This window comes from Desulfovibrio sp. 1214_IL3152 (assembly GCF_036763055.1).
GTDB lineage: Bacteria > Desulfobacterota > Desulfovibrionia > Desulfovibrionales > Desulfovibrionaceae > Desulfovibrio.
The window spans coordinates 1-6123 of record NZ_JBAIYW010000109.1; the positions used below are offsets into that span (position 1 = coordinate 1).

Genomic DNA, 6123 nt, shown 5'->3' on the forward strand with positions numbered 1-6123 from the left:
GGGCGCCGATGGGCATGGCGATGCGGCAAAGCCGCGCCGCAAACGCCGCCGCAAGACGCAGAAAAACGAAAATCAATAGTTACAAGCCATTACAAGCTTACGGAGCCTTGAGTGAATACCTTCTTTATCACAACGCCCATCTATTACGTTAATGCCAGACCGCATCTGGGGCATGCCTATACCACCGTGGTAGCCGATGCCATGGCCCGCTACCACAAGCTGATCGGGCAGGATGCGCTCTTTCTGACAGGCACGGATGAGCACGGCGACAAGATTGTGCAGGCAGCGGAAAAGGAAGGCAAATCGCCCAAGGAGTTTGTGGACGGCATCAGCGCCCGTTTTCAGGCATTGTGGCCCCGGCTTGATGTGGCTAACGACCGCTTTGTGCGCACCACGGATCCTGCGCATGTGGCTTCGGTGCAGAGTTTTTTGCAGAAGGTTTATGATGCCGGGGACATTTATTTTGGAGAGTTCGGCGGCCACTACTGCTACGGCTGCGAACGCTTTTACACGGAAAAAGAGCTGGAAAACGGCCTTTGCCCGCAGCATCTGTGCAAGCCGGAATTCATAAGCGAGAAAAACTATTTTTTCCGCATGTCCAACTACCTGCCGTGGCTCAAGGAGCATATTGAGCAGAATCCCACGTTTATCCGGCCGGAGCGCTACCGCACCGAGGTGCTGTCCATGCTGGAATCCGGCGCGCTGGAAGATCTGTGTATCTCCCGGCCCAAATCGCGCCTGACCTGGGGCATCGAGCTTCCTTTTGACAAGGACTATGTGTGCTATGTCTGGTTTGATGCGCTTATCAACTATATCAGCGCTCTTGGCTGGCCGGACGGCGGGGATTTCGAGCGTTACTGGCCCGGCGAGCACCTGGTTGCCAAAGATATTCTCAAGCCGCACGCCGTGTTCTGGCCCACCATGCTCAAATCGGCGGGCCTGCCCCAGTACAGGCATCTCAACGTGCATGGCTACTGGCTTGTGCGCGACACCAAGATGTCAAAGTCATTGGGCAACGTGATTGAACCGGAAGAAATGGCGCAGCGTTTTGGGGCTGATGCCTTCCGGTATTTTCTGCTGCGTGAAATGCATTTCGGGTCTGACGCCAGCTTTAGCGACGAAGCGCTTGTGGGCCGCATAAACGCAGACCTTGCCAATGATCTGGGCAATCTTTTCAGCCGCGTTCTTTCAATGACTGCCAAGTATTTCGGCAGCCGCGTTCCTGCTCCCAAGCAGTTTGACGAGGCGGACAAGGCCATTGAGGATCTGTGCGCCACGGCCATGCGCAATTTCAGCCAGCTTTTCGGCAATGTGCAGTTTGCTCAGGGGATTGAGTCCCTGTGGGAACTGGTGCGCGCCCTCAATAAATACGTGGACAGCCAGGCTCCCTGGGCCCTGCACAAGCAGGGCAATATGGAACGCCTTGCCACAGTCATGTATGTGTTGCTGGCCGCCATGCGCAAAACGGCTCTGTGCCTGTGGCCGGTCATGCCTGTGGCCTGCGGCAAGATGCTGGAGCAGCTTGGGCAGCCTGTGCGGGAAAACACGCCGCCTGTGCCTTCTTTGGAAGACGAGATGGACAGTCTGGACGGGCTTGTGCCGGGTACGGCTGTTGCGGATGCCTCAAACCTGTTCCCGCGCATTGAGGTGAAAAAAGACCCGACCGCGGCTGAAAAAACCAAGGCCGCAAAGGCGCAGGCCAAGGCGGAAAATAAGGCGGCCAGGCAGCAAAAAGCCGACGCCGGTAAACCGGTGGAACCGTGCTCTTCCTGCGAAGGCGAGGCGGTTTCGGGCAAGCCCAATATCGAATTTGATCATTTCAAGACATTGGACATGCGTGTGGGAACAGTGCTGGTGGCCGAAAAGCACCCCAATGCAGACCGTATCCTGCGGCTGGAAATAGATTTTGGCGAAGGGCAGCCGCGCCAGATACTTTCCGGCCTTGCAGAGCACTACACGCCCGAGGTCATGGTCGGAAAGCGCGTTTGCGCAGTGCTTAATCTTGAGCCGCGCAAGATTCGCGGCCTCATGTCGCACGGCATGGTGCTCACGGCCGGGGACGGAAGTTCCCTGACCCTGCTTGCCCTTGACGGCAATGTGCCGGACGGCAGCGAAATCGCATAGCAAGCCCTGGCGCGGTTTCAAAGTGAAACCGCGCTGACGGCCGCATGGGCAGGCACCCGCCGCCAAAGCGTAAACACGGCTGCATCCGCTGCCGAAGGGCTTACGGATGAAGATGGCAGCGCTGTTTATTTGCGCTGCCGGGCGCAGGAGAGAGCGTTTTGAAAACATTGCGGATGTACTCCGCAACGTCAAAACTCTCTAGTTTTGCGGCGTTGGTGCTTTTTGCTCCTGCCACAAGGCTCTCTGCGAGGCCGCGTCATTGCGCGGGCTGCGGGCTGCCCGGACTGATCCTGCCGGTTTTGCCGAAAGGCGTTTGGCCGAAGAAGTACAGATGCTACTCTGTCTTGACGGTATCGCTTTTTCGGAAAAGGCGTTCCAGAGACATGGCGTCCAGCGGAGTGAGGTTAAAGCGCATGCCTGCCTCATCCAGCAACAGGGCCAGGCTCTTGCGGGGGTCCCGCGCGCGCTCTTCCGCCAGATAGGCAGCGGCTTTTCGCACCAATTCACTCTGCGGCATTATGGTACTCATGGCGTACGTCCTTTTTTTCACTCATAGCCTGCAGGGCATTTTTTGGCAACGGCAGAACGCCGTGTGCCTGTATTCCGGCCGGCAGAACGACCGGCCAAACAGCAACTCGCCGCATGGCACCCATATACGAGGCCAGTTATGGACAATTTGCTCACAGCGTTGATATTGAGCATTGTGGAAGGATTGACAGAGTTTTTACCGGTCTCGTCGTCCGGCCATCTTATTCTGGTCGGAGACCTGCTCGGCTTTGTGGGAGAAAAAGCCGCCACCTTTGATGTGGTTATCCAGCTTGGGGCCATCATGGCCGTGGTGGTTCTTTACTGGAAGCGCTTCTGGGGGCTTGTAAGGCCACAGCCCTATGTCCGTTTCGCCGGCACGCGCGGTATCGTGCTGCTTATGCTCACTTCGTTGCCCGCCTGCATTCTGGGTCTGCTGCTGCACTCCTACATCAAGGAGTACCTGTTCCGCCCGTCCACTGTGCTCATTGCCCTTGTTGTGGGTGCCATCTGCATGATTTTTGTGGAAAAACGCAAATTCAAAACCACCTGCGTCAGCCTTGACGACATGACCCCCCGTTTGGCCCTGGGCATTGGCTGTTTTCAGTGTCTGGCCCTCTGGCCGGGATTTTCGCGTTCGGCGGCCACCATTATGGGCGGCATGCTGCTTGGGGCCAGAAGGCCGCTGGCAGCGGAATATTCCTTTATCGCAGCTGTGCCGATCATGGTCGCCGCCACGGGCTATGATCTGCTGAAAAACCTGAGCATGTTCACCACTGCGGATATTCCCTTTTTTCTTGTGGGCATGGCTGGTTCTTTTGTATCGGCCCTTCTGGCGGTGAAGGTCTTTGTGGCTCTGGTGGGGCGTATGACTCTTGTGCCTTTTGCCTGCTACCGCCTGCTGATCGCGCCTTTTGTATATTATTTCATGGTGAACTAGTTGCCGTTGCGACCATCGCGGAAATGTCGTTTTCTGTGCGTGAGCGGAAATATTTTGCGCAAGCGCAGGACGTACCGCGATATTGGTTGCCGCAAGAGAGGAACTTGTTGCGGAAAGTTTTTTCAAAATTGTTTCGTGCTTTCTGAAAAAACAGCATTTTGCGACCTTCGAGCGCAGCGCAAAGATAAAAATGTAGAAAAAACGAACAGGCACGGATAATTGGAAAAATTTTGCTTGCCAATCATGGCTAAATCTTATATTTAGATCGTCGCGCTGCCTGAGGGCGAGCGTACGGCAAGGTAGCTCAGTTGGTTAGAGCATGCGGTTCATACCCGCAGTGTCGGGGGTTCAAATCCCTCCCTTGCTACCATATAAATACAGGCACTTAGAATAATTGGAAGTGCCAGAGATATAAGGCGCTTATGCTTGAATGTTGTACACAAAGAATAAGCGGGCGCGCAAGTTGGCACTGATTCGTGCGCAAGTTGGCACAAGAGGCCACGTAAAAAAGCGGGGTAAAAACCCCGCTTTTGTGTCATTTTTGACATTCTGTTTCTGGCTTGGGATAAGGCAAAACAGGAAGCCTCAAACGCCGTTGCCAATCCGTTTTGAGGAACCTCACATATCGGTTGGTGCGATCGCGACAAGTTCATTTTCTGCAAAAACAGATGGTTCTCACCAAAAAATAAAAGAATCTCTTGAGAATGCTATTTTTGAGATGGAATATACAGAACAACATTAATATTTTACAATACAATTATACAATTAATAATACACATGCCATTAGCTACAGAGTTAAGGGGGGACTGCGCTCCCCCCTTAACTCTAAAAGGTCATCAAATCCCTATGCGATTGTCAAAGACCTAATCAGGCGGTCGCAATGTCAAAAAATCCCGTCATCCCTTGACCCAAATACGGCCTCATGTCTGGGCATGCGCCCTGGATTTGCACAACGATCTTCCGCGCGGCGGATCTATCTATATAGTCGCTGCAGCCATCAATCCGTATCCAGCGCCTATTGCGGTAGCAGCGCGTGGCCAGCGTCAGACCGCCTGTATCTGCAGTCAGCCCACGGCATGGGCCTGGCAAGTAGGTGCGTGAGCGCAGCAGCGCAGCCAGCCCATGATCGTTAACGGCCTGGCCAATATGATTACCCATGTCCGTCATGGCCGAAAACAGATCCAGCCCCCAGGGCCACAACTGACTCTGCGTGAACAAACAATCCTCAGCTATAATCCGTGCGCCCCGGTGCGCCCATGCGCCAAAGGCCCGCACATCAAACGCCTGCCCAAAATCATGCACCCAACAGCGGCGCATTGTGACTGTAGTGCCATCCTGAGCCTCCGGGCAACGGCGGCCTGAGCCGATGATAACGCAATCCTCCAGCTCCCATCGAGCATAGCGCACATCGTTGCCGGGGTGATCGCCGTTGCCAGCCAGGATAGCCTTGATACCGCCCAATATAACGACACCAGATAGCCGGACATCTGCCCCGTCAACACCGCTCAAGACCTCGTCCTGATCAACCTTGGGGCAAAGCCGAAAATCGTACACTCGTTGACGGATCTCAGTAGGCTGATGTGGACCGTACACCGTCAGGCCATCCTCGCCTGGCTTTGCAGGGCCAGTGCAGACGCCGCCGGTGATTCGATTAATGATGCTCATGGCCCCTACACCGCGTAACTAACCACTATGGCCTGCACGGCTTCGGCGGAATCGGCGTCGCTCACAGCGGTCAGCAAGGCGTCACGCCGGGCCTCGTGAATAGCTAACAAATCAGCATAACCTTCGGGGTCATCCGTGCGCCAGTCATAGAGAGCGGTGGCCACCTCATATGCAGCGGGGGGGATTGTGGCGCTCGGCATTGCGAGGCTTGCGGCCATTGCTGCCGTAAAACCTACCGTTATTTCAGTGCGCTTGGCGTTTTGCGCCTCGGTCAGCGTTGGCGGGGCTGGCGTATCGCTCCAACCATCCGGCAGAGGCCCATATCCTTTAATTTCGTGCGGCTGGCCATTTACATAGCCGCTTTTCCCCTTGTGATCTTCGACCTGTTCCCATTTTTCCCCCGTCCAGCGCGGCACCATGCCCTCAACGACTGTGGGGGCTGTGTACGTGGCGTTATTGGGCAGTAAACCGTAGTCTTCGACTTCTCCGGCAAAATAGCCGTCTGCAGTATATTGATAGCATTTAGTCATTATTAGACTCCTTTGCAGAATACAGGCGCATTAGTTCAAGCTGATCCAACTCTTGCCCTGACTCTAGATGCTTATAGATAATTCCGTTTATTCCGAACCCAGAAAACCGAAATCCATCGGTTTCTGCACCAACAAAATTACAGCATGTATCCAGACGGCCTGTTATTTCTCTCATGCGACACATAGGGTTTTTCCTTTTTATAACTCGCTCCCGGCGTGGGAGGCGTGCGTGGTGATGCTATTCGCGAAATATACGGCGACATATCCGGCGCTATTACGCATTTAGCGCGCAATACGACTGGCACCGCTGTCTTTAATGTTACAGACGGTCTGCCGCAG

General features: G+C 54.7%; 6 protein-coding genes and 1 tRNA gene. 4 read left to right on the plus strand and 3 right to left on the minus strand.

Annotated features, from left to right (window positions below; all coding sequences use genetic code 11):
* Window positions 1-111: 111 nt before the first annotated feature.
* Entirely contained in the window at window positions 112-2124 is a 2013-nt protein-coding gene (gene metG, locus V6C07_RS02060; protein ID WP_333534730.1) for a methionine--tRNA ligase, read from the plus strand.
* A gap of 334 nt (window positions 2125-2458) precedes the next feature.
* On the opposite strand, the gene V6C07_RS02065 is transcribed toward metG, so the two are convergent.
* A complete protein-coding gene (locus tag V6C07_RS02065) occupies window positions 2459-2653 on the minus strand; it encodes a hypothetical protein (RefSeq protein WP_333534731.1) in 195 nt (64 codons plus the stop codon).
* Between the two features lie 138 nt (window positions 2654-2791).
* Between V6C07_RS02065 and V6C07_RS02070 the strand changes: the two genes are divergently transcribed.
* The 3 genes from V6C07_RS02070 to V6C07_RS02080 all read left to right on the plus strand — a co-directional run bounded on the left by V6C07_RS02070 (window position 2792) and on the right by V6C07_RS02080 (window position 4331).
* Window positions 2792-3589 (plus strand): undecaprenyl-diphosphate phosphatase, encoded by a 798-nt coding sequence (locus tag V6C07_RS02070; RefSeq protein WP_333534732.1) that lies wholly within the window; start codon window positions 2792-2794, stop codon window positions 3587-3589.
* A gap of 293 nt (window positions 3590-3882) precedes the next feature.
* A tRNA-Met gene (locus tag V6C07_RS02075) sits at window positions 3883-3959 on the plus strand.
* A gap of 93 nt (window positions 3960-4052) precedes the next feature.
* Entirely contained in the window at window positions 4053-4331 is a 279-nt protein-coding gene (locus V6C07_RS02080; protein ID WP_333534733.1) for a hypothetical protein, read from the plus strand.
* A 125-nt stretch (window positions 4332-4456) separates the two neighbouring features.
* Here V6C07_RS02080 and V6C07_RS02085 read toward each other — a convergent pair whose 3' ends face one another.
* Window positions 4457-5254 carry a hypothetical protein gene (locus V6C07_RS02085; RefSeq protein ID WP_333534734.1) on the minus strand — a complete coding sequence of 266 codons (798 nt, stop codon included), beginning with the start codon at window positions 5252-5254 and terminating at the stop codon, window positions 4457-4459.
* A gap of 5 nt (window positions 5255-5259) precedes the next feature.
* Window positions 5260-5784, minus strand: coding sequence for a hypothetical protein (locus tag V6C07_RS02090; protein WP_072312499.1), 525 nt, complete (start codon window positions 5782-5784; stop codon window positions 5260-5262).
* Between the last annotated feature and the right edge of the window lie 339 nt (window positions 5785-6123).